Genomic DNA, 22,942 nt, shown 5'->3' with positions numbered 1-22,942 from the left:
ATGTAATTGCTTTTGATTAGTGATTGTATAAGGGTGTGTTAAAGTTTGCTAAACTTTTAACATACCTTTTTCGTATTTAATTGAACTGACATAGTTATTTGTGATAAGGGACCCATACCATAAATACTTGAAGGTAGGTGATGCAGGGATTAGATCTAAATTTTTAAATTAAATATTAAATAGAGGTGCCTGTTTTATACTACATCATACAACATTGAACATATTCTTGATTGAAATAATAGTATCCTTTGGAAAGATAATGATATCGAATGAATTAATTTGGCAGGTAGTAGATGATTTTTTATTTCAAATGATTTAAACTTAAATCATTTGAACATGTAGAAAATATATAAAAGTTAAATATAAATATAGAGGACTGGTAAAAAGCGATTATTTATTCATCAATTAAGCCAGTCCTCTCGCTTTGTGAGGATCTTATTCGGGAATATAAATTTTTTTTAATGGCAATAAAGCTCGAGTTTCATTTGGCATCTTGTCATACCACTGAATAATTAATTCAACAAGTTCTTCTAAATCAAGAGTTTTAACTCCTTCTTGTTTGGCCACTGCTAAAGCTTGATTTGAAAACCCACCAGTTGATACAAAAAGAGAATTACCTTCCCTTGGATTTGCCCCAAGTAGCTGTTGTACTTCGGGGGATCCTGCAGTAGATTTTCTATGTTTAACTTGAACCTTAATGATAGGTTTTTCAAAACCGAACGAATCTTTATATGCTAAAACATCTACTCCACCGTCAGGCCCTTTTGGACTTACTCGTACATTGTAATTCATCGCTTGTAAAAGACCGCCAATAACCTCTTGGATTTGCCACGGGTCTAGTAAATCTATTTTATCGGAGATCATTGATATAGCTTTTCCTTCAAATTCCTCCAAAAAAGAATCGTCATTAGTTATAGGCATAATATTTTGCTGTACTCCAGAAATTTTTTGAGTAAATTCATTTGCTACAGAATCTGCTCTGAAAATAGTAAGAGTGGATCCCAATGTGTTTTTTGAAGAAGGTGTTAATTGATCACGGGAAACTTTTTCTTTTTGCCAGTCTACAGAGATATGGTTCGGATAATTTAAATTACCTATAGTAGTATCATTAAAATGAGTTTTTGTAACTGTACCAATAATATATTCGCGTTTTTCTTTTGAATAGGAAAGCACCTTATCTCCTACTTCTATCTCGTTAATAAATCGCCATAACTGACTCATCTGACTTAAGCGTGTAGCAGGCTTGCGCTCCTCATATTTTTCGTCAGCATATCTAATCATTTCTTCTTTGCTCTTAAAACGCTGTGGATTTCCTAATGCAGGCCATCCAATTGATGCAATTCCGTTATTTAAATAAGTATCAATTAATTCATTATTATCTCCCGCACGTACCATCCACCACTTAACCATAAAAAAACCTCCTACATTTAATTTATAAAAATTATACATTAATTAATAGTATAATTTTAGTAGATTATAAATAATTAGTGAGATAACTAGATGCTATGAATTATTAATGTTTTACAGTGAGTAATTAAATTTTGTAACCAATTTAAGATTGGAATGACTACAATAGATAACTTTGTACAGAGAGGGCTGTAAACATTTCATTATAATCCTTCCAGAATAAATTTTGCTTTTTTTCTTTCTCTTAATAGCCAATTTTCTGCCGTCTACTTTAATTAAACAAAAAAGGTCTTCCCCCCAACCTAAAATTCATATACATAAAATAAAAGCTAATAGGAGTAGTGATTATTGGATAAACAACGTCACAAGTACAGATGGGTTGTGTTTGTTGCTGTATTGTTTACCTATTTGTTAATGGCAAGTCAGCGAACTGCTCCAGGGTTAATTACGGATCAATTGATGAAGGATTTTGGTGTGACAGCATCGACGATTGGGTTATTGACGAGTATACAATTTTTTGTGTATACGGGTTTGCAGATTCCGATGGGTATTTTAGCGGATCGGTTTGGGCCGAACTTTTTTCTTATCGTTGGTGCCACCCTTACAGGATTAGGTACAATTCTTTATAGTCTAGGTACACATGAATTCGTGCTATTTTTTTCTAGAATGCTTACAGGGGTAGGGGATGCGACCATATGGGTGAATATGGTGCTCATTTTGGCGCAATGGTTTCAGAAAAAGGAGTTTGTCCGATTAATTGGTTTTGCTGGGATGACCGGGAGTCTTGGTTTCTTATTGGCGACAGTCCCTTTTGCGACTTTGATCCTGTTATTTGGTTGGCGGATCACATTTTTTTCAACGGGACTTTTATTATGCTTATGTGGAGTGCTTCTTTATTGTGTGCTTGTGAAAACTACAAAACGAATTTTTGCAGAAGAATCAGTAGTAGTAACTAAGGAAGTACAACGTGAAAAAACCTCTGTTTTATTACGCAGAATATGTTCGAGTCGACAAGCGTGGGCTTTATTTTTTTGTCATTTTGGCGTTGTGGGAGGCTATGTTGGTTTTATCAGCTCATGGGCTGTTCCGTATGGGATCAATATGTATGAGATGACACGTGCAGAGGCAAGCCAGCTCATTATGATTGGATTGATTGGGGCACTGATGGGAGCTCCGTTAACGAGCTGGATTGCAGGGTGGTTAGGAACGATTAAAAAGCCTTATATTGTTGTTCATATTGCAGTTTTAGTGTGTTGGTTTGCCTTTCTTTTATTGAAAGGGCATCCATCCATTTTCATGCTCATTGTCCTGTTCTTTATCATCGGCTTTGGATATGGTGCAAGTGCCCTAACTTTTGCAGCTGTTCGCCAAACTTTCCCTTTAGCTGAATCAGGTATCGTTTCGGGGTTTGCCAATACAGGGGGCTTTCTAAGTGCAGCATTATTACCCATTATGTTTGGCTATATTTTAGATTATTTTCAGTCTGCTTCAGGCAATATCGGTGAGGGATATTACTATGGTTTCATCTCGCCAGTCGCATTCTCTGTTATGGGCTTAATTGGGGTGATGTTGTTTAAGGAAAGGCGTGTGGAAACAGGAGGTTGAGAACATACTTTTATCCTACTTATAAACAGAGCATAGATTTTGAAGGTGAATAAAACTGCGCCATAATTTAATGACAAAAGGGAATACCTGTATTAAAGGTAATTCCCTTTTATTGTACAAAACGAATCCATATTACTTCTTCAACGTAATCATTGCAGTATAAATTTACTATCTTATTGATTAAAATTACATAGAAATATAAAATGTATATATTGAGCTTTTTGTAACATATTTCATAATTAGGTATTTAAAAAGATGTTTCCCCTGAATAGGATTTATTTTTTTATGTGAAGATTGATAAATAAGAATAGTACCAATGGATCATTATTATTTTTTGCATTCAAGAACAAAAGATTTTCTATAGCAATATTACATAATGGGGAAAGCGTAAAGGAGTAATGAACAGTGTTAAAAGTTAAACATGTTGCAATCGGTGTTGGTCTCATTTTAATGTTGTCTGCTTGTAATGATGAAAAAGTTATAAAAGAAAAAAGTATGGAAAGCAGTATTGAGGCAGAGATTTTAACATTAGAAACACTTATAAAAGAAAGGAAATATGAGGATCTTTTAGTTGAAATGGAAACTTTAGATGTATCAGAATCAGAACTTGATAAAGTTAGAGCAGTTGGTACAAAATTTGTAGATCAATTAATACAGGAAAAAAATGTTCAATTCTTGGGATCTAAATATAACAGAATGAGAATCGTTTTGAATCGTGAAGATTGGAATAAGGTTGTAAAAATTATAGAAGAAGAGAAAAAGTTAAAATTAGATGAGATGGAACAAGCAGTCAGAACAAAAGATTTCCTAAAAGTTCAAGAACTATATGAAAATACAAAAGTACTAGAAGACAATGAAGAATTTTTAGCAATGTATAATTATGCTTTATATTTACAAACCGATCAGAATTCCTATAAGGCTTCAGGAGCACTAGCGCTTGCTGTAAATCCTAAATACTTTGGAAGAATGAGGGATGAAATTGTAGCAGGAATAACAAATACGTCTTATGCCAATCCATCATCGTTTGGGCCAATAACTCTAAATGATTGGGGATGGATAGAACATGAATATCGAAGTAATTTATATACAATGGAGAGAAGAGCTGAAGAAAAAAAAGTAATGAATGAAAAAATTGAAAATGCAAGGGGGATGAATCCTACACTTGGAATGACATATGACGAAGTATTAGCATCACTATGGGGCGCACCTTATGATATTAATAGAACAGTAACAGAATACGGGTCTTATGAACAATGGGTTTATGGAAACGGGCAATATCTTTATTTTGAAGATGGTATATTAACTAGTTTCCAAGATTAAATAATTCTTTTAGGAGTTTAAATCAATTTCACTAATGCATTTTATTATTTACTGTTCGTAAATGTATAAAAATCGTTTGAACGTTGGTGCTCCATCCTCTGAATTATCCTAACTCAATTTCAAAAAGGGAACATCTAAGTTTTAGATTGTTCCCTTTTATTTCATTGGTCAATAATATGTTTTTTTTATGTTTTTCCTTATTTAAAAAAAGTTAATGCGAATAACTAAAAATGCGTAGCGAACTCAAATATTACCCTATCCCATATAAACACTCTCACAAGTATCTGGAGCTGGTTCATAGAAGCAATGATTTTTGAATTGACCAGTAAACGGTTGACCGTACCATGTTGGGGGACATGGGGCATATGGATTGAAGTACCAGAGTGCATATTTTGCTGGATGGTCTCGCCAGAAGTCTAAATTTTGTTTCGCTAATCTTTTTTCGGTTTCTCTCGCTCGTTGGTAAAACATATTGCCTTTTTGAACGGCTTCAAAAGAATAATTTCCACCTTGTACCTGGTAAATAACTTGTTCAATGGTTCTAACATCGTTGAAGTCTAAACAAGATGCTACTGCACGATTGACAATGACGTTGCCCACGTAAAGCATGCCTTGTTGACCCTCACCTTCAGCTTCTGCTCTCATCATCCTTGCCATTAAAGCAACGTCTGCATCGCGGTATTTTACTCTTGGCATTTTTACACCTCCACCCTATAGTATGAAAAAGATCAAGGCTAGTTTCGCTTTATCTAGAAATTCGTTGTTTTTCATACTACTCAATAAAAAAACGCCATCGTTGCAGTGTACAAAACAGTAAGATGGCGTCTTTAGATTAAAAATTCTTTTTAAAATAAGGTGTTTTTTTCAGTACAACACATACTGGCATGGCGATCATTAAGCCGACAAAGTTTTGAATGACGTCTCCTGGAATGGATGCCATCGGTGCAATCCAGCTATTGAACATAATGGCTTGCCCAACATAGTAAACGGCAATCATCACAGGCATGGATACGACGGCCCCTAAAATATTCAGCCCAAGATTATCACCTGTATGTCCTTTTGACCAAGCGATTTTACCAACGATGAAGCCTTGTAATGCACGTGAAATAATAGTAGTCGGTGCCCAGATTAACCAGCCACCTACGATATCGAATAAACCCATTCCGATGGCTCCAGCAAGTGCACCTTTTTTAGGTCCGAATAAAATGGCTGAAATGAAAAGCATGGATGTCCCTAAATGAATAAGTCCACCTTGCCCGATCGGTAGCTTAAGATTGATGAACATGGTAGCTACGAAAACAAGTGCTGCTAAAATAGCTGTAATGACTAAATCAAATGTTTTCGTGCGTGATTTTGTATAGGATGATGGCCTTTGTATATTTTGCATTTGTCTCTTCCTCACTATGATGAATATTTTGATGATTTTTACTTTAGCAAAGGACTGACTGTTGTGAAAGTGTCAATTTTATAAAAAAATTAGAGGTCAGATTGAGGTTATTTTCGCATCTTTCTAATTGTGATACGATGAGGTAAGTATAAGCAGGATGAGTTAGGTGGAATGAATGATGAAAAAAGTTGCTGTAATTCAAGATATGTCGTCCTTTGGGAAGTGCTCGTTAACGGCTGCGATACCTGTACTGTCTGTAATGGGCGTACAAGCAGTACCGCTTCCAACAGCTATTTTAACGGCGCAAACAGGGTATTCGAGTTTTTATTGTGAGGATTTAACGTCAAAGATGGACTATTTTGTAGATGAGTGGAGCAAGCTTGGAGCTACCTTTGATGGCATTCACACAGGATTTGTCACAGGGAAGGAGCAAATCGATAATATCTTTCGTTTTTTAGACGTGTTTCACGCCAATGAAACGACATTGCTTGTTGACCCAGTGATGGGTGATCATGGCGAGGTTTATAAAATGTTTACGGGTGAGTTACTTGATCGAATGAAAGAGTTAGTGAAGTGTGCTGACATTATTACACCAAATGTTACGGAATGCTGCTTGCTTACAGGTTTGTCGTATGAGAAGCTGCAGCGCTATCAAAACGATATCGAGTATATTCAGACTCTTGAAGAGGCAGGACAACAGCTACAACAGGCGACTGGAGCGAACGTCATTATTACTGGGTTGAATCCACCAACAGCAGCTGCGGGCAAGCGTTATGTTGGCAATATGTTTGTCGATGCGCAGCGGTCTTTCCACAGTATCCGCGACTATAACGGTGAGAGCTATTCAGGTACAGGTGATCTATTTGCATCCGTTGTGATGGGCGGTATGATGCGTGGGCAAGATTTAGTAGAGTCTATGAAGCTGGCAGAAACATTTTTAGCCGCCGCGATTGAAGCTACATCGAAGGAGCAAGTTCCACGCGAGGCAGGCGTACATTTTGAACAGTTTTTACGCATGCTACTTTAGATTACTATTGATTTTCTCTATTGGATATTTGAAAAAGGGTCATTTGATTTTCTTGAAGGATTGATAAATTTATGAGTGGCGAGGGGGCTAATATGAGCTTACACGCCGCTTTTATTTTAGGGCACTATTTGTTAGTAAATAATGTGTGTAGAATTTAAAGTTAAATATTAAAAAATACAATTGAGGTTATAAGTTTAATATGGGCAGCCTTTTTAATTTCTATTAGCCAAGTTTATTACTTAATCGTGTGCAAGCAGCGTATTTTTCTCGCAAGGTAGGGCTTAGCTGAAAAGAGGCAAAATCATCGTTATGGAAGTTAAAGGGTGCTTCGATTTTAGCCTCTAGGGGGTTTTTACTTTGTATTAAAATATATTGAACAAGCGATTGTGAGCTTACTCGTTTTTGGGAAAATTAAGTGTTGTTAGGGTGCAGAAAAAACGTAGTGTACTGTAATAAAAGGTTTCTTCTTATTTCGTCATAATAAAAATGTTATAATGAAAAGGAAAGCCAGTTTTGATTGAAGTACAATCAAAATTGGCTTTGGTTCTGTTCAACCTCATGTAATACCTTGTTATTTTTTATCACTGTATAATGAGAAAGTGGAAGTTGGTGTAATATGAAGAATCGTAGTCAAATTAAACAAGACCGTGCTCATGAAACGCGTAGGACATTAATTGAGGCTGGGAAAAAAGTATTTTTCGAACTGGGCTTTCAGAAATCAACGATGAAGCAAATTATTAAGGAAGCTGGTGTTGGGCATGGCACAGCTTATGTTTATTTTTCCAATAAAGATGCACTTTTAATAGAAATAATCGATTCTCTTCTTGAAAAAATGTACAATATTGCGAAGTTAAGCTTTGTTCCGAAATCAAAGGAAGAAGCAAGAGAGCAAATTACATTCCAGGTAAAGGCATTCAATAAGCAAGGTATAGAAAACGAGAAGCTCATGAAGCTGGTTCTTGAGGCAATAGGGAGCTCAGAGGAAATTCGTCAAAAATGGTCTCTTGTTCAGCAACACTTTATTGATCATATTGAGAAAGATATTTTATATGTGCAAAATAATAATATTGCATACTCCCATCTAAATGCCAAAGATGTTGCAAATATGTGGTATCACATTAATGAGAGTTTCCTTTGGCGTTGCTTGCAAGACCCAAATGTCTCAATCGAGCAAAACGTAGAATTAATGGTACATTTTTATATGAAAGGCCTCTATACTGATTAACCTCCCCTTGTTGGAGGTTTTTTTCTGTTTTATGTATTAAAAATCGATTTTAAAACATAAAAATTCTTTTTTTAAAAAATATTGACACTGTGTCACTTTTTGATAAGATGAATATAAGGTGGTTAAAAGATGACCATGCTACCAATATTTTAGAAAGGTGAGGTGTTTAATATGGAGTTTAATCCTACAAGAGAATACGCAGCTTTTTTAGACAAAAATGATGATTTAAAAGGATTTAGAGAACAATTTTATCTTCAGCCAGAGACCATTTATTTTGATGGGAATTCATTAGGGCTTTTATCAAAGAAAGCTGAGGCAAGTCTGTTGACGCTTTTAGATTCTTGGAAACAGTACGGCATTGATGGATGGACGCAAGGGGAATATCCTTGGTTTTATTTATCTGAGCAAGTGGGTGCTCAGCTGGCCAAGATTGTAGGCGCGAAACCAGAGGAGGTCATTGCAACAGGTTCTACTACTGTGAATATGCATCAAATGATTGCAACATTTTATAAGCCAACAGGTAATAAAACAAAAATTGTTATTGATGAATTAAATTTCCCAACTGACTTATATGCAGTAAAAAGTCAATTAGGTTTGCATTATGAAAATATTGAGGAGCATATTCAATATGTTCGTAGTAAGGACGGGCACTTTTATGCGCATGATGATATTGTATCTGCGATGACAGATGATGTGGCATTGATTATCCTTCCTGGTGTGTTATATCGAAGCGGCCAGATTCTTGATATGGAAGCGCTAACAAAGGAAGCGCATCAGCGTGGTATTCTAATTGGCTTTGATCTTTGTCATTCAGTGGGTTCTATAGAGCACTCACTACATGACTGGGATGTGGACTTTGCCTTCTGGTGTAATTATAAACATTTAAACGGGGGTCCTGGTGCTGTCGCTGGATTATTCGTCAATGAGAAGCATTTTAACACAAAGCCAGGCTTGGCAGGTTGGTTTAGCTCGGCTAAAGAAAAGCAATTTGATATGGAAACAAGCCTTATACAGGCACCAGATGCAGGTGCTTATCAAATGGGCTCACCACATTTATTAAACCTTGCGCCACTGCTAGGTGCGTTGGAACTCTTTAATGAAGCAGGTATTCAACGTATTCGTAAGAAATCAATTCAGCTAACAGAGTATTTCATTGCACTATACTATCAATATTTGGGTGAATATGGTTTCGAAGTTAATTGCCCAGTAATCAATGAGCAACGAGGTGGACATGTCTTTTTAACACATACAGAAGCGGCTCGTATTTGTAAGGCATTAAAAGCGAAGGGAGTTATTCCTGATTTTAGAGCACCAAATGGTATTCGTATCGCACCTGTGGCACTTTATAATACCTTTGAAGAGGTCTATGAAGTCGTTCAAATACTAAAAACAATTATGGATGAAAAATTGTATGAGCAATTCAAAAATGAACGGGAAATCGTTGCATAATAAAGGAGTAATGGAATGATTATTGGTGTACCTAAAGAAATAAAAGTAATGGAAAACCGTGTTGCTTTAACGCCTGCAAGTGCAAGTGTTTTAATAGCTGCAGGTCATATAGTACTTGTTGAATCGAACGCAGGTCTTGGCTCGAATTTTACAGATGAGCACTATATAGAAGCTGGTGCAACCATCGTTCCAACGGCGAAGGACGCATGGGCTGCCGAAATGGTCCTGAAGGTAAAAGAGCCAATCGCTTCAGAATATGATTATTTTTACAAAGGACAAATCTTATTTACCTACTTACATTTAGCAGCAGATGAAGCATTAACGAAGGCACTTTTAGAAAAAGAAGTAGTAGCCATTGCTTATGAAACGGTCCAATTAGCCGATGGAAGCCTGCCACTTCTTGCTCCGATGTCAGAAGTGGCTGGTCGAATGGCTGCGCAAATTGGTGCACATTATCTAGAAAAAACAAATGGTGGTAAAGGTATTTTACTAAGCGGTGTGCCAGGTGTAGCAAAAGGTAATGTAACCATTATAGGTGGTGGGGTTGTCGGCTATAATGCAGCAAAAACTGCTGTAGGCTTAGGTGCAAATGTAACGATTTTAGATGTCAATCCTGCTCGACTTCGCCAGCTTGAAGAGATATTTGGGGATCGTATTCAAACGTTGCTATCCAATAGCTTCAACATTGCAGAACAATTAAAAACAGCAGATTTGGTTATTGGTGCAGTACTTATTCCTGGTGCCAAGGCGCCTCGACTTGTGACAGAGATGATGGTGAAAGCCATGCAGCCAGCCTCTGTTATCGTAGATGTGGCCATTGATCAAGGCGGAATTGTGGAAACAGCAGACCGTGTAACAACACATGATAATCCAACATACGAAAAACACGGTGTTGTGCATTATGCAGTGGGTAATATGCCAGGTGCAGTGCCGAAAACATCATCAATGGCTTTAACGAATGTGACATTACCATATGCTATACAAATTGCAGCAAAGGGCTATAAGGAAGCACTATTACAAAACGAATCATTGCGAAAAGGTTTGAATGTTTATCAAGGTATAATTACAATGCGTAAGGTTGCTGAAGCTTTACAGCTACCATATGAAAGCGCAGAGGATCTATTAAAAGGTCAAATCGTGTAATCGTACTCGAAGAAATGAGATTATATGAATGTAAAAAGAAATTGAAAAGGTCTGAGTTCAGTATAGTATAGGAACTCAGGCCTTTTATATAGTAGCATCTTTATCTGGCTGTTAGCTATGTGTACGATCAATAGACTTTTAGAACTGAATGGCTTTGCTTTCTAATAGTATTAAGATCAAGTTTACATCTGGTTATCTAGGAGTTGTTTTGCTTGTATTAATCTATAAAAAATACCTCCAAGACGGATAGAGAATTTCCTATCCTTTATCAGTCTTGGAGGTATCTTATTAGTTTTAGCGCTTTAACAACTATGCTATATGGTTTCTACTTGCTCTTCCTCAAGATCATTTGTGATGACACGATTTTTTGCTATGTTTATTCGTTTCCAAATATAATAGCAGATAGAAATGAAGATAAGCCAAGGGAAGCCGACAAGTAATGTTGCTTTAAAATCAGGAGAGAACCATGTTGATAATACGACAGAAGCTAATAGAACGGCTCCTAAAATGGTTAAATAAGGATAACCAATCATACGTACAGGTAGTTTTTCTCCATCTATTGGTTTGTATTTTTTACGGAAAAATAGATGCGTAATGAAAATCATAAACCACGCAAACATAGCGCCAAAGCTTGAAATTGAAATCATAAGCGATAAAGCTGATTCTGGCTTGAAAATCGAAAATGCTGTAGCAATGATAATACCGATAACAGATGCGAGCAATGCCCTCGTCGGAACTTGTCTTTTGTTAAGCTTACCCAATTGCTTCGGAGCAAAGCCACCCCGTGAAAGTGAGAACATCATACGAGTAGAAATATAAAGCTGGCTATTCATAGCCGAAAGCGCTGCGATTAGAACAACAAAGTTCATCATAGATGCGCCACCAGGAATATTTAATATTTCCATTACTTTAACGAATGGGCTCTTGTCTGCACCTGCCATTCCCCAAGGGACAATCATCAGCATTAGTACAAGTGTTACAATATAAAATAAAATTAAACGAATCACAGCTGATTTTAATGCAATTGGGACAGCTTTCCTTGGGTTCTCTGCTTCCCCAGCACTTACAGCAATCATTTCAATACTTAGATAACTAAATAATGAAATAAATATACCCATCCACATTCCCCAAAAACCATGTGGGAAAAAGCCGCCATCATTGAAGTAGTTTTGGATGCCAATATTGGAGGAGCTATCTGCCCCGAAAATAACAATACTAGCTAAAATAATAAAGCCGACAATCGCAGTGATTTTAATAACGGAGAACCAATATTCTACAGCGCCAAATAATTTCACTGTGGTAGCGTTTACATAAAGCAGTATAGCAGCAAATAATATAATCCATACAGCATTGGGTACACTTGGGAACCAATACCGCATATAAAGGGCAACAGCGGTCACCTCTGTACCAATTGAACAGATTAATGAGAACCAATAGGAATACCGAATAGCAAATCCTGCCCAGGAATTTACGTATTTTTCAGCATAAGCACCAAATGATCCAGTTGTAGGATGCGCAACCGTCATTTCTGCGAGACAACCCATTAGTAATAGTGCAATGAGAGCTCCTATAGCGTAACTCACAATAACACTTGGACCAGCTAGACCGATGGCTAAGCTACTGCCGAGAAATAACCCTGTCCCAATGGCACCTCCAATGGCAATCATCGTAATTTGATTTGTCTTTAATCCCTTGTTTAAACCTTGCTCACGTTCCATAATGTCTTCCATACTGTGGTTATGTTTAACCATTCTTTCATCCCCTTTGTGTAAATTTCATCTTTCATAAATCAACTTCTTTCTATCATTTCTAAAAAATCTGGTGAATCTATGCATATACTAAATTAAAAATGACACAGTGTCAATATAATATGTCATAATTTTCTGAATATATATCTTTTTTCTCTTTAATGTATGTAATTTGGTTTGTTTATTTAATCAACAATGGATTGGAATCACTAAAAGTAAGATGTTTCATGTATAATTATCCTTTATGCTTAATAAAATCAGTCCGAAAATAATTGATACTATATCACTTATTTAGTAGAGGTTATGCTTGATAAGAAAACAAATCTCCTAAAAAAATCCCTAGTGTTATACGAAAATGATATCTCTCATAAATAGCCAGCAACTGTATAGCTTGAAAATATGCAGTGGGTTTGCTTAGCAAAATCCTTTAAGAACGCTTGCAAAACAATTGTTTCGTTAAGGTCGCTCTATGTCTTGATTACTTAGTACAAAGCGTTTTTCTTGTACTGCTAATAGTGTTCACCGATAGACTATTTACCTTTATGTATAAATAGATCATAGACGGGAGCGAATGAGTTCGTTGCGTCTACAGTGTAAGAGTGTGTTTCGCGATACTGCTAGACATCTATTTTAACCTTCTTCATTTTCCTGAAAAAATACATCAAATGCTATTCGCTATGGTCGATAAAAATGAAAAGTGTTATAGGAGGGGAAGAATGGAAATTAGGCTTTTAACAGCAGCAGATGCTGAGGTATATCGTCAATTGAGATTAGAGGGACTACAAATGAATCCGGAGGCATTTGGTTCTAGCTTTGAAGAGGAAAAGGATATGGGGCTTGCATTATTTGCAAGTAGACTAGAGGGGCAGGAATCGTTTACATTCGGGGCATTTGAACAGAATGATTTGCTGGGCGTTGCGACATTGGTACAGGAAAATAAAATGAAGCTAAAGCATAAAGCAACCATTTTTGCCGTTTATGTTTCTCCAAAAAAGCGAGGGCTTGGTTTAGGTAAACATTTAATGTTAGCCGTCATTAATCAAGCAAAGGTATTAGCGGTCGTTGAGCAGATCAATTTAACAGTTGTGTCTTCCAATGATTCAGCAAAAGGGCTATATAAATCGCTAGGCTTTCAGGTGTTTGGAACAGAAAAGCGTGCGTTAAAAATAGGACAGCAATATGTTGATGAAGATTATATGGTGCTGTACATCTAGTAAAAAAAGAAATGCCTTTGAAGTCAGCCTTCAAAGGCTATAAGTTTTTATGGTGAACTCCAATAGAACAATGAAAATAATGCAATGACTAAAGTAATACCAGTCATAACAAGTATAAGTAAAGTGCTAACAATGGGCACTTTCTTTTTAAGTAGCCATATACTCAACACAATCATAATAATTGATAAGGGGAGTGTCAGCCAAAATCCTAGATTGCCTAAGTATTCAATTTGAATGGCGAATGAATCGTAAAAGTAATTATAGGAAATGCCAAGCATGATAAAAAGGGTCATGACAATATTCGGTGACAGCATGTTATTGTGATTCATAAAATCCCCTCCCATCTATAAAGTATTTGGTCTTACATATATTGTATGAATTTGCACGGTTAAGTCACACGGCAGCATTCCTTTTAAAGAGTGCTGCCGTAAATTTTTTTAGGCTGATTATTGCTCCATTTTATCTAATAATCTCAAGATGACCGCTTCTAAAACCTCTATTTTCTTTTCGAATCGCACAAAGAGATAGATGGTAATGGCAATAGGGAAACCAGAGTTTCCAATTAAGCTAACCCATATTTGAATAGTTTCAGGTGTAATCATGACATCTTCCTCCTTCAATATTGTTGTGCCTTACAATGACTAAAGTGAATTGCTGCACCATAAAATCAATATAAATTAACCTTAAACAGAACATTTGTTCTGTGTTTGGTTTATAATAGAGAGAGGATATTCACTTTATTTAGCAAGAAGACGGATAGATAGGAGTGATAATAATGTGTAATGAGCATCAAAAAATAGAGGCGTTTTTTCGCAGGAATATAGAGCAGATTAAAAATCCAATTATTAGAAGTTTTTTAGCTGATGCTAAAAATCTTTATTTGGTTCAAAATGCCATTTTATATCCAACCGATTGTAATAGGAAAATGGTTGATGAAATTTTTCAAACTCACTATATAAGGGTTCGAAAAATAACATATGTCAGCAGTTTAATTTATTTCTTCAGCCTGGATTTTGATAAAAAAAGGAGAAGATTGCAAAACCGCTTCTTATTAATCGTAGATAATGCCCTATTTGACGCTGAGTGTACTAGAGAAGACGTGAAAATTGAGGGAGGATTATTGGACACGGTTGAAAACGAACAGCTCTTTAAAGCTTTAAAAACATTAACGGGCAAGCAACTTCAAATTTTAGAGCTGATTTATGTCAAAGACTGTTCGATTAAAGTAATAGCAGAAACATTACACACGTCACCTCAAAATATATCCAATCTACATCGAAAGGCATTAAAGAAACTTCACCAGATGCTTAGAAAAGAGGAGAGATAATCAATGGAAAACAATTACAATGAGGAGACGCTAATAATCATTGAGAATTTCATGCCAAAAATTAAGCAGTGTCTTCATCAAACAAGTTATCAGGAGAGAGAGGATCTGGAACAGGAGATCAAATTAAAAATTATTGAAAAAATGGCGACAAAAGAATTTAAAGACACACCTGGATTTTGGGATTTCTTTACATGAAACAAAAGAAAAGAGCAATTTTCCTTTTTAATGGGATAATTGCTCTTTTGAATCATTAACCTTTTAAGAAGTCTGGTTTAGCAAAGCTTGGGTTTGGATATGTGTAGAAGCCCTCGCCAGTTGCACGACCAAGTTTACCTTTTTCAATGTACTCTGATTTTAATAGGTTAGCTAATTTTTTCATGTTTTCATCGTCAGTAGCATTTGCTTTCGCTTCCACAATGTTATAGGCTGTGTTAATGCCAACGATGTCTAGGATAGCAAATGGCCCAAGTGGAGCACCAGTACCAATCATCCATGTTTTATCAATCGTTTCTGGATCAGCTACTTCCTTTACAAGCAAAGATTCAGCTGCATCTAAAAATGGCACAAGCAATGAATTTAAAATATAGCCAGGTTGTTCTTTATATAATGGTAGAGGTACCATGCCGATTGCACGTGCAAATTCTACAACCTCATCAAATACTTTCATATCTGTACCAGGATGTTTCATAATTTCAGCTGTATTGTTTTTCCAAATAGTATTTGCAAAGTGGAGAGCTAAAAATTTCTCAGGGCGTCCAGTTGCCTCAGCAAATTGACTAGGTAATAAAGTAGACGAGTTTGTTGCAAAGATTGTTTTTGCTGGTGCTACTTTGCCTAGATTTGTGTAAAACTCAGTTTTGATGCTCACAACCTCAGGAATTGCTTCAATTACAAGGTCTGCATTCGCAACAGCTTGAGCTAAGTCACTATTAAAAGTAAGACGTGCATAAGCAGCATCTACTTCTTCTTGTGTTGCACCTAGGTCTTGTTGATACAAGGGTTTTAAATTTGTAATGCGATCCTGTGCATTTTTTAGAGCCTCGTCATTAATGTCGTAAACGGTTACATTAAAACCTTTGAAAGCAGATTGGTAAGCAATTTGACTTCCTAATACACCGCTACCTGCAACCGTAATGTTTTGATAATTCATCGAAATTCCTCCTTTGAAATTGTTACATTAATATAATAGTGTGGATAGGTAGATAATCCTTCGTTACAATTCCATACTACTTCTAACCTTCAATAAAAATCAAATGATAGACTCTAATATTATAGAGATATAAAGATTTATGTGATGTTCCTTATCAAGTATGTACCCAATAATAAAGAAATATAACGTTAAAAAGAACAGCTTTTAAGCTGTCCTCCATGTTAAAGATAATTCACTGTAGTAAACATGCCCCCAACACCAGGTGCGCCATTGTTTGTAACATGATGGGGCATATGACAATGGATGGGCCAGATACCAGGGTTATTAGCCGTAAAGCTTATATCCCATGTTTCACCAGAGGCAACAAGAATGGTGTTTTTAGCAATTTGTGTGTGGCTTGCGATAGGAAAACCATCTGCCCCAACGACATGGAATTGGTGACCGTGTAAATGGATGGGATGGTGATGCATTTGGATGTTGCCAAAACGAATTTTTACAGTATCACCTAAATGTACGGCTAATGGCTTTGTGAAAGGATAGCATTTGCCATTGATCGTGAAAAAATTAAATTCAGGCTTAATAAAGTTTAAAGGATACGTACCTTTTGTAAGCTTCCCCCAGGATAATTGATCGACAGCCCATTCTTGTAATAGGCATAGATAATCCTTGTGCTGAGAAATGTTTTGTAAGCATGGGTCTTCAACGATAAATCCGCCTAAAAGGCCAGCATTATCTTGCACAGCGACATTCACATGCGAATGATACATATATGTTCCGGGAGGGTTTTTAATTGTAAAATGATAATCGAAATAATGTCCTGGCTCGATAAAAGGTGACGGTTCAATGGGAGGAACACCATCCATTGTGTTCGGGACAAGTAAGCCGTGCCAATGTACACTAGTTTTTTCAGGTAGTCGATTAATGACACGAATACATATATGATCCCCCGGATAGACACGAATGGTTGGCCCAGGTGTGGAACCGTTGTAGCCCCACGCCTGAATGAAGATTCCATCGACAAGCTCCCACGTTATTTCTTCTGCAATCAAAGTGAAAAACTTTGTACCATTTACTTGCATGACATAGGGTAAATCTTTAATACCAGGGGTGATAACCATTAAGAAGCCTCCTGTAATCATGATTTTCTATTGTATGTTTGTTGTTGTTAAATTTAGGACATGTAAGGCGGATGGTTTCAATAGCATCTATGACTAGAAACACACATAAAAATCATGCTAGTAATCAATATAAGGTGGTAATATTATTAAATTTTTTTAGAAATAATAAAAAATTACCTTGTCGCTTAATTGAATGCATGCCGAAATAAAAAGAGCAGTAGTAAAATTTTAGTATGTAATTAATAGGTCTTTCTTATAATTATTGAATTATTTACATATTTTTATAGATTTACTAAGTCCTGTTTTAGTACACTGGGTGTATGAATCGAAGGAGGAAGAACGATGAAAAAAGTAATGTTAGCTGGTGCGCTAAGTATTGCATGTTTAACAGGAGGATTTGGTGGACAGGCACAGGCACAGGAAACTATAAATGTGGCAAATATTATCCATCCAAAGCAGGCTGTTGCAGCTACTAGTCAATTACAGGCAATGTCCTATCAAGATATTTATAAAATGCTATTGCTATCTAAAATAGGCTTTGAGAATGATGAAGTCTCGATTGTTACAACGAAAAATAGTATTACAGTAAAAATTTCGTTAGAGTCGATTCTTCAATCCTACAAGGATGGTACAAACCTATATCCAGAGGGAGAAAAAGAATTTAAAGAAAACTACGAAGAGCTTAAAAAGTTGTTCGGTAATGCGATTCAAATAAAAATTACGCAAACTGGCAATGGTTTTAAGAGTGAAGTTTATACAGCAGGGAAATGGGAAGCTGTTAGCACAGAGGATTTAAATGATATGGTTCAAGTATTTGCTCGTGCAGATGTTGAGTTAAAGCCAGGTGGATATTTTAAGGATGCCATTGGTCATTGGGCTGAGAGCTATATCCAATTGCTATATCAAGCTGATATTATCACGGGTACATCTGCCACAACTTTTAATCCGAATGGACAAGTAACTAGAGGAGAATTAGCGGCCATTATTTTCCGAGCATCTGGCTTAAATGTAAATGAAGATTATGAGGGACCAGCTACTTATACGGACCTGAATGGATTCTGGGGTGCAAAGGAAGTAGCGATTCTAGAAGAGTATGGCTTAATTGATATTTTTAATGGTGAAAAATTTGAGCCGAAAAAGCCTGTTACACGCGAGGAAATGGCATACATTACTGCTAGATATTTAGAAAGTATGGAAGTTAATGTTTCACAAGTGAGCAAAACTAATACTTTCACAGATAAAAATCAAATGCGTAAAGAAACAGTAGAAGCTATTGGTCTCTTACAACATTTAGGAATTTTAAATGGCACGAATGGGAAGTTTAACCCGAAAGGAAATCTGACTCGTGCAGAGGTTTCTAAAATTTTAACGCTTACTTTAATGCTACTAAGTGAAGAAGAATAATGAAAAAGGGATGTCTCTAATATTAGAGACACCCTTTTTTTACTCCACAAGTATATGGAAAATATAGCTGAGGAAGTAGCCTAAAAAGAGATAGATAAAAAATGATTTAAACGAGACTTTCTGTAGCTGATGCAAAATAAATTCAGAAATACTAGCCGTGGCAATTAATCCTATCGATATCCCCATTAAGACCCCCTGTGCTTTCTCCGTCAAAGACCAATATTGTCCAAACCAAATAAAAATACTAAAGAAAATAGAGAAAATAAAAAAATAAATGAAAAGTCTCCATAGCTTTTCCCCCTGAGAAATAAGTGCGGTTGAAAGAGCAAAGCCTTCTGGAACATGGTGAAGAATAATAGAGGCTGTGAGAGAAATACTTAAGGCAGCATTTCCAAGTAAGTTTCCAACAGTGAGACTAATAGGGATTGTATGGATAATCATAGCAAGAGTTAGGAGAGAAACCGATGGATTTTGTGTATGTGAAGCATGAAATAAGGTGTCTAGTAGTTGAAAGATGAAATAACCGATAAAAATGCCTAGTATAATACCGAATGATTGATAGATTTGAAATGAAGAAGGGATGATATCTAGCACAAGTATGCCTACTAGAAAGCCCCCACATAATAATGATAATCCCTGTGTCGTATGCTGAAATAGCTTAGAGAAAATCCAGGCAATCGCACCCCCAATGCTCACACTGAAAAATAGAAATCCGCCAAGTATCATTGCACTCACCTGTAAAGTTCCTCCGCCCTATCATAAACTTTAATGTCATTTTTCCAAATATATGCTAATTGGACATGAATATGCTTGCAAGAATGTATCTAGAAAGCGGTGGATAATTTCATAATGTAGGAAAATAGCGAATTTATTCAATTGACTGAATATTAGTTTAATTCTATACTTTTTAATAGAAAGACCAGATTCATCGATTAAGCTCATATAGGGAGGAATGGTTGAATGAAATGGGATGCAAGCTATGATGTAGTTGTAGTAGGATCAGGTGCAGCAGGATTGACAGCAGGTTTAACAGCAAAATTACAAGGATTGAAATCATTAGTGATTGAAAAAACAGCTCGCTACGGCGGTGCTTCTGCTATTTCAGGTGGTGCCTTATGGATTCCAAATAATCATGTCATTAAAGGTGCAGGTGTTCCAGATACACATGAACTTGCACGCCAATATTTAGATTCAACAATCGGTGATCGTGTGCCAGAAGCGTTAAAGGAAGCTTATATTACGAGAGGACCTGAAATGTTACGCTTTTTATACAATAAAACTAAGCATATGCGCTTCCAATATGCAAAAGGCTACTCAGATTATTATCCTGAAAAACCAGGTGGCTTGTCACAGGGACGTTCCATTGAACCACTGATTTTCGATTTAACGAAAATGGGTTCTTTAGCGAATACTATGCGTCGGGCAACACTATCAACAAAAGGCTTTACGATGAATAGCTACGAGTTTCATAAGGTGAATATGATTACAAGGACGTTGCAAGGAAAAACGACTGCACTGAAATTAGGGGCGCGTTTAGTAAAATCAAAGGTGACAAAGAGTGACCCAGTAGCTTTAGGCGAGGCTTTAGTGGCACGTTTACGGCTCTCTCTTGCGGAGGCAAATGGCGAGCTTTGGCTATCGACTGCCTTTAAAGATTTCATTATGGACAAGGGACGAGTGATTGGCATCGTTGTGGAACGTGATGGGCAAGAGCAGCGCATTGAGGCAAAGAAGGGTGTTGTTCTTTCATCAGGTGGCTTTTCACATAATCAGGCACTCCGCGAAAAGTATTTACCTAGCCCAACGAATGCTGCGTGGACTTCTTCACCAGAAGGGCAGACAGGTGACATTATTGAACCTGGCGTGAAAATTGGCGCTACGTTAGATTTAATGGATAAAGTGTGGGGAGCGCCTTCTGTTATTGATCCACAAGGGCAACCATTCTTCCTAGTGGCAGATCGCGGTGTACCGAATATGATGGTAGTGGATAGCACAGGGCAACGTTTTGTCAATGAAGCGGCACCCTATCATGAATTTGTAGAGAGGATGTACAAGCATCAAGAAGCTACAGAGCAGGCTGTTCCTTCCTGGATATTGATTGATGCCTCTGCTAAAAGCCGTTATATTTTTACAGGGCTGTTTCCAGGACAAGCCTTCCCAAAAAGTTGGTTTGATCATGGCATCGTGAAAAGTGCGGAGACGATTGAAGAGCTTGCCAGAGAAATGGATGTGCCAGCTGAGAGACTAGTAGCGACGGTAGATCGTTTTAATGACTTTGCACGAAACGGTCATGATGATGATTTTTATCGAGGAGATAGCGCCTATGATAATTACTATGGGGACCCGACATTACCAAATCCAAATTTGGCAGAGATAAAGAAAGCCCCGTTCTATGCATTGCGTTTATTTCCAGGAGATATTGGTACAAAAGGTGGTTTAGTAGTGGACGAATATGCTCGGGTGATTAAGAAAGATGGTGAACCAATCGAAGGTTTATATGCTTCAGGCAATTGTTCAGCGTCTATTATGGGAGAAACATATCCCGGACCAGGAGCGACCATTGGACCTGGTATGACTTTAAGCTATGTGGCGACAACATATATGGCCAAGGAAGTAGCAAAAGAAGAGGCATCACTTGTAAATGTATAAATTGGACGAAACCCTTCCAACACGCTGATGAGGAAGGGTTTTACATTGGGGAAATGTTCTAACACTTTCTTGCTAAGAATATAGTGGCTACTAAATGTATGGCGATGAAAACGGAAAAAGGAGCGATTTAGTACGTTGCTAGCTTATAGACTCATCACTGACATTGAAACATTAGAGCCCTATAGAAGTACTTGGTCAGGAATACTTGAACGAGAGCATAATAATAATCCTTTTATTGAATACGAATGGATCTCAACGTGGTGGACAACACTAGGGGCTCATGACAATGTAGAGATTTATGTAGTCGAAAATGAAGGCATGGCCATTGCTTTTTTTCCGTTCATTCATTCTGTGAGGTATGGAATCCATCATTTTAGCTTTATAGGACAAGGATTTGCGACCTATATGGAAGTCATAGCAGAAAAGCGATGGCTAGAGCAGGCAATTGCTTATTTAATGAAGGAATTTAGCCAAAAATATAAGCGTTATTTGTTAGTATTTCATGGCTTGTTAGAAAGTAAAACTACCTCACAAGCGCTTGAAAAGTATGCCATAGAATACCAGATGCCTCATTCTATATTTCGAACAGTAACATCCTATATAGATTTTCAATCGATCTCATTGGATGAGTTTTTGAAAAAGCACCGGAAAAAATTCAAAGGCTTGAAGCGTCGTGAGCATAAATTAAGGTCACTTGGTCAAGTAGTCTTTCAAAGTGTGAAGCACAATCATATACAGGATATGTTTACGTTATATACAAGAAGATGGCAAAAGAAAATTGATAAAAGTGGTTTTACAGCAAAGCAAACTCGCTTATTTTATGAGCGATTAGCCAAAACGAATAGCAAGGTATTACGGGTAGAAGTAGATCACTTGCAATTTGAAGGGCAGTGGATTGCTTTTACCATTGATCTATGCTGTAGAGAGCGTAACTTCTGTCAGGCAATGGGACATGAGCCTGATTTCAATCTATTTGGTCCTGGTCGCATCATAGAAAAAGAAAACATGTTAAAAGCCCATGACTCTGGCTATCGTTATTATGACTTAGGAAGTGGCTATGAGCCATATAAGTTTGAATGGTATACACATATTGATTTCACAAGGAAGTTTGTCATGAGTACAAAAGGGGTCAAAGAGCGTGTTATTCGAACATGGATGGTATTTCGTGATCGCCTGAAAGGTCTATTAACGAATAATCATCAGCTAGTGAAATTGAAGAGAGATCGACTAGGGGAACTGCGTTATTTTGTGAAGAATGCCAGTGCAAAAGATTGGTTAAAGGCTTTAACGATCAAACTCCAACGAATTCTAGCCATTCACATATTAGACGTTTATATCGCAGAGCAAAATCAAGCAAAAGAATTAGTAAACTTTCAAGAGATAACAATGAAGGATATCATGACGCTGAATGAGCGAGCAGATTATGTTGCTAGTTTCTATAAGGGCTATCGGCTGTTTGGGGAAAACAATCAAGTTTTATATAGGAGACACGATAAAATAGCAACTGAAGAAATGCTTGACTATTCTTATGAGCTGCCAGAAAATATGTCCTTTATCAGGGAATATGATAGCCAGCGACTAGCTGACATTGTTGCTGATGTGCAGCGTGAAGGGAGAGCGGTTTGTACAATCGCTTCATGGTATGATGGACACAGGCGGCGCAAGCTTCAGTATGCTGGGTTCCATAAGGTAGCCAAAATTCATATTGTGAAGTTGTTCAAATGGCGAAAAATATATCAATTCTAAAAAATAACACCCTCAGCAAAAAA

At 36.9% G+C, this 22,942-nt stretch carries 21 protein-coding genes; 12 read left to right on the top strand and 9 right to left on the bottom strand.

Going from position 1 to position 22,942, the window contains the following annotated elements:
• Positions 1–435: 435 nt before the first annotated feature.
• Entirely contained in the window at positions 436–1,410 is a 975-nt protein-coding gene (locus V6670_RS18380) for a restriction endonuclease (RefSeq protein WP_338651834.1), read from the bottom strand.
• A 345-nt stretch (positions 1,411–1,755) separates the two neighbouring features.
• Between V6670_RS18380 and V6670_RS18375 the strand changes: the two genes are divergently transcribed.
• Positions 1,756–3,012 carry an MFS transporter gene (locus tag V6670_RS18375; protein WP_338651833.1) on the top strand — a complete coding sequence of 419 codons (1,257 nt, stop codon included), beginning with the start codon at positions 1,756–1,758 and terminating at the stop codon, positions 3,010–3,012.
• A 405-nt stretch (positions 3,013–3,417) separates the two neighbouring features.
• Complete coding sequence (locus V6670_RS18370; protein WP_338651832.1) at positions 3,418–4,332, top strand: hypothetical protein; 915 nt, start codon at positions 3,418–3,420, stop codon at positions 4,330–4,332.
• Between the two features lie 255 nt (positions 4,333–4,587).
• Here V6670_RS18370 and V6670_RS18365 read toward each other — a convergent pair whose 3' ends face one another.
• A complete protein-coding gene (locus V6670_RS18365; protein WP_036122904.1) occupies positions 4,588–5,028 on the bottom strand; it encodes a cell wall hydrolase in 441 nt (146 codons plus the stop codon).
• Between the two features lie 136 nt (positions 5,029–5,164).
• A complete protein-coding gene (locus V6670_RS18360; protein ID WP_338651831.1) occupies positions 5,165–5,719 on the bottom strand; it encodes an ECF transporter S component in 555 nt (184 codons plus the stop codon).
• Between the two features lie 178 nt (positions 5,720–5,897).
• On the opposite strand from V6670_RS18360, the gene V6670_RS18355 reads away from it, so the two are divergent.
• From V6670_RS18355 to ald, 4 genes are all read left to right on the top strand, one after another.
• Positions 5,898–6,746, top strand: a complete 849-nt coding sequence (locus V6670_RS18355) for a pyridoxamine kinase (RefSeq protein WP_338654679.1) — start codon at positions 5,898–5,900, stop codon at positions 6,744–6,746.
• A 616-nt stretch (positions 6,747–7,362) separates the two neighbouring features.
• Complete coding sequence (locus V6670_RS18350; RefSeq protein WP_338651830.1) at positions 7,363–7,971, top strand: TetR/AcrR family transcriptional regulator; 609 nt, start codon at positions 7,363–7,365, stop codon at positions 7,969–7,971.
• Positions 7,972–8,133: 162 nt separating this feature from the next.
• Positions 8,134–9,420: a kynureninase gene (kynU, locus tag V6670_RS18345; RefSeq protein ID WP_338651829.1), complete on the top strand. Its 1,287-nt coding sequence runs from the start codon at positions 8,134–8,136 to the stop codon at positions 9,418–9,420.
• Positions 9,421–9,435: 15 nt separating this feature from the next.
• Positions 9,436–10,563, top strand: a complete 1,128-nt coding sequence (gene ald / locus V6670_RS18340) for an alanine dehydrogenase (RefSeq protein WP_338651828.1) — start codon at positions 9,436–9,438, stop codon at positions 10,561–10,563.
• Between the two features lie 314 nt (positions 10,564–10,877).
• Here ald and V6670_RS18335 read toward each other — a convergent pair whose 3' ends face one another.
• Complete coding sequence (locus tag V6670_RS18335) at positions 10,878–12,314, bottom strand: amino acid permease (protein ID WP_036122875.1); 1,437 nt, start codon at positions 12,312–12,314, stop codon at positions 10,878–10,880.
• Between the two features lie 713 nt (positions 12,315–13,027).
• Here V6670_RS18335 and V6670_RS18330 point away from each other — a divergent pair.
• A complete protein-coding gene (locus tag V6670_RS18330; protein WP_141904970.1) occupies positions 13,028–13,525 on the top strand; it encodes a GNAT family N-acetyltransferase in 498 nt (165 codons plus the stop codon).
• A 47-nt stretch (positions 13,526–13,572) separates the two neighbouring features.
• Here V6670_RS18330 and V6670_RS18325 read toward each other — a convergent pair whose 3' ends face one another.
• Together V6670_RS18325 and V6670_RS18320 are read right to left on the bottom strand one after the other, a co-directional pair.
• Positions 13,573–13,854, bottom strand: a complete 282-nt coding sequence (locus V6670_RS18325; protein ID WP_338651827.1) for a hypothetical protein — start codon at positions 13,852–13,854, stop codon at positions 13,573–13,575.
• Positions 13,855–13,971: 117 nt separating this feature from the next.
• Positions 13,972–14,127 carry a YvrJ family protein gene (locus V6670_RS18320; RefSeq protein ID WP_080717074.1) on the bottom strand — a complete coding sequence of 52 codons (156 nt, stop codon included), beginning with the start codon at positions 14,125–14,127 and terminating at the stop codon, positions 13,972–13,974.
• 173 nt (positions 14,128–14,300) lie between these two features.
• Between V6670_RS18320 and V6670_RS18315 the strand changes: the two genes are divergently transcribed.
• Both V6670_RS18315 and V6670_RS18310 read left to right on the top strand, forming a co-directional pair.
• Entirely contained in the window at positions 14,301–14,852 is a 552-nt protein-coding gene (locus tag V6670_RS18315) for a sigma-70 family RNA polymerase sigma factor (RefSeq protein ID WP_141904971.1), read from the top strand.
• A gap of 3 nt (positions 14,853–14,855) precedes the next feature.
• On the top strand, positions 14,856–15,047 hold the full coding sequence (locus V6670_RS18310; RefSeq protein WP_036122865.1) for a hypothetical protein: 192 nt from the start codon (positions 14,856–14,858) through the stop codon (positions 15,045–15,047).
• Positions 15,048–15,102: 55 nt separating this feature from the next.
• Here V6670_RS18310 and V6670_RS18305 read toward each other — a convergent pair whose 3' ends face one another.
• On the bottom strand, positions 15,103–16,002 hold the full coding sequence (locus V6670_RS18305) for a 3-hydroxyacyl-CoA dehydrogenase (protein WP_338651826.1): 900 nt from the start codon (positions 16,000–16,002) through the stop codon (positions 15,103–15,105).
• Between the two features lie 221 nt (positions 16,003–16,223).
• Positions 16,224–17,120 carry a copper oxidase gene (locus V6670_RS18300; RefSeq protein ID WP_141904973.1) on the bottom strand — a complete coding sequence of 299 codons (897 nt, stop codon included), beginning with the start codon at positions 17,118–17,120 and terminating at the stop codon, positions 16,224–16,226.
• Positions 17,121–17,462: 342 nt separating this feature from the next.
• Here V6670_RS18300 and V6670_RS18295 point away from each other — a divergent pair, with 342 nt between their 5' ends.
• A complete protein-coding gene (locus tag V6670_RS18295) occupies positions 17,463–18,524 on the top strand; it encodes an S-layer homology domain-containing protein (RefSeq protein ID WP_141904974.1) in 1,062 nt (353 codons plus the stop codon).
• A gap of 39 nt (positions 18,525–18,563) precedes the next feature.
• Here V6670_RS18295 and V6670_RS18290 read toward each other — a convergent pair whose 3' ends face one another.
• Complete coding sequence (locus V6670_RS18290; protein WP_244504876.1) at positions 18,564–19,250, bottom strand: zinc transporter family protein; 687 nt, start codon at positions 19,248–19,250, stop codon at positions 18,564–18,566.
• Positions 19,251–19,484: 234 nt separating this feature from the next.
• Here V6670_RS18290 and V6670_RS18285 point away from each other — a divergent pair, with 234 nt between their 5' ends.
• Both V6670_RS18285 and V6670_RS18280 read left to right on the top strand, forming a co-directional pair.
• Positions 19,485–21,173, top strand: a complete 1,689-nt coding sequence (locus V6670_RS18285) for an FAD-dependent oxidoreductase (protein WP_338651825.1) — start codon at positions 19,485–19,487, stop codon at positions 21,171–21,173.
• A gap of 135 nt (positions 21,174–21,308) precedes the next feature.
• Entirely contained in the window at positions 21,309–22,919 is a 1,611-nt protein-coding gene (locus V6670_RS18280) for a GNAT family N-acetyltransferase (RefSeq protein WP_338651824.1), read from the top strand.
• The last annotated feature ends 23 nt before the right edge of the window (positions 22,920–22,942 follow it).

The organism is Lysinibacillus sp. Y5S-8 (genome assembly GCF_036894365.1).
Lineage (GTDB): Bacteria > Bacillota > Bacilli > Bacillales_A > Planococcaceae > Lysinibacillus > Lysinibacillus fusiformis_D.
Note: the sequence above shows the minus strand (reverse complement) of the source record. Positions and strands in the feature narration are given on the sequence as shown.

Coding starts and splice junctions, on each gene's coding strand:
- V6670_RS18350 (WP_338651830.1), top strand. CDS start 7,363: ATGAAGAATCGTAGTCAAATTAAACAAGACCGTGCTCATGAAACGCGT.
- V6670_RS18380 (WP_338651834.1), bottom strand. CDS start 1,410: ATGGTTAAGTGGTGGATGGTACGTGCGGGAGATAATAATGAATTAATT.
- V6670_RS18315 (WP_141904971.1), top strand. CDS start 14,301: ATGTGTAATGAGCATCAAAAAATAGAGGCGTTTTTTCGCAGGAATATA.
- V6670_RS18310 (WP_036122865.1), top strand. CDS start 14,856: ATGGAAAACAATTACAATGAGGAGACGCTAATAATCATTGAGAATTTC.
- V6670_RS18295 (WP_141904974.1), top strand. CDS start 17,463: ATGAAAAAAGTAATGTTAGCTGGTGCGCTAAGTATTGCATGTTTAACA.
- V6670_RS18365 (WP_036122904.1), bottom strand. CDS start 5,028: ATGCCAAGAGTAAAATACCGCGATGCAGACGTTGCTTTAATGGCAAGG.
- V6670_RS18300 (WP_141904973.1), bottom strand. CDS start 17,120: ATGGTTATCACCCCTGGTATTAAAGATTTACCCTATGTCATGCAAGTA.
- V6670_RS18320 (WP_080717074.1), bottom strand. CDS start 14,127: ATGATTACACCTGAAACTATTCAAATATGGGTTAGCTTAATTGGAAAC.
- ald (WP_338651828.1), top strand. CDS start 9,436: ATGATTATTGGTGTACCTAAAGAAATAAAAGTAATGGAAAACCGTGTT.
- V6670_RS18290 (WP_244504876.1), bottom strand. CDS start 19,250: ATGATACTTGGCGGATTTCTATTTTTCAGTGTGAGCATTGGGGGTGCG.
- V6670_RS18330 (WP_141904970.1), top strand. CDS start 13,028: ATGGAAATTAGGCTTTTAACAGCAGCAGATGCTGAGGTATATCGTCAA.
- V6670_RS18285 (WP_338651825.1), top strand. CDS start 19,485: ATGAAATGGGATGCAAGCTATGATGTAGTTGTAGTAGGATCAGGTGCA.
- V6670_RS18360 (WP_338651831.1), bottom strand. CDS start 5,719: ATGCAAAATATACAAAGGCCATCATCCTATACAAAATCACGCACGAAA.
- V6670_RS18355 (WP_338654679.1), top strand. CDS start 5,898: ATGAAAAAAGTTGCTGTAATTCAAGATATGTCGTCCTTTGGGAAGTGC.
- V6670_RS18305 (WP_338651826.1), bottom strand. CDS start 16,002: ATGAATTATCAAAACATTACGGTTGCAGGTAGCGGTGTATTAGGAAGT.
- V6670_RS18325 (WP_338651827.1), bottom strand. CDS start 13,854: ATGAATCACAATAACATGCTGTCACCGAATATTGTCATGACCCTTTTT.
- V6670_RS18335 (WP_036122875.1), bottom strand. CDS start 12,314: ATGGTTAAACATAACCACAGTATGGAAGACATTATGGAACGTGAGCAA.